Below are 252 nucleotides of genomic sequence, written 5' to 3' on the forward strand. Positions count from 1 at the left end.
CCCGAACGGTGACGCAATCCCGATTGAGCAGCGCGCGGCCAGTGAAGTGACGGGCGTGGCGGGGAGCTTTGGCGCGGTGCAGTGGGCGCCGCAAGAGGCGCAGGTCTATAACCCGGCGTTTGACGTCACCCCCGCCTCGCTGATTAGCGGCTGGGTGCTGGATACAGGCGTGGTCATACCGGACGAGGTAGCGAAAGGGAAATTTGCCTGAGTCCGGCTATCCTTTAAGGGCGTTCCCTGAGAGGACAACAT

At 62.7% G+C, this 252-nt stretch carries 1 pseudogene; it reads left to right on the top strand.

Annotated elements, in window-relative coordinates:
- Nucleotides 1-211 (top strand): annotated as a pseudogene (locus RTW80_RS30135) (S-methyl-5-thioribose-1-phosphate isomerase); the annotation flags it as partial.
- Nucleotides 212-252: the final 41 nt, after the last annotated feature.

This window comes from Escherichia sp. AM3 (assembly GCF_032029835.1).
In the GTDB taxonomy this organism is placed as follows: domain Bacteria; phylum Pseudomonadota; class Gammaproteobacteria; order Enterobacterales; family Enterobacteriaceae; genus Escherichia; species Escherichia coli.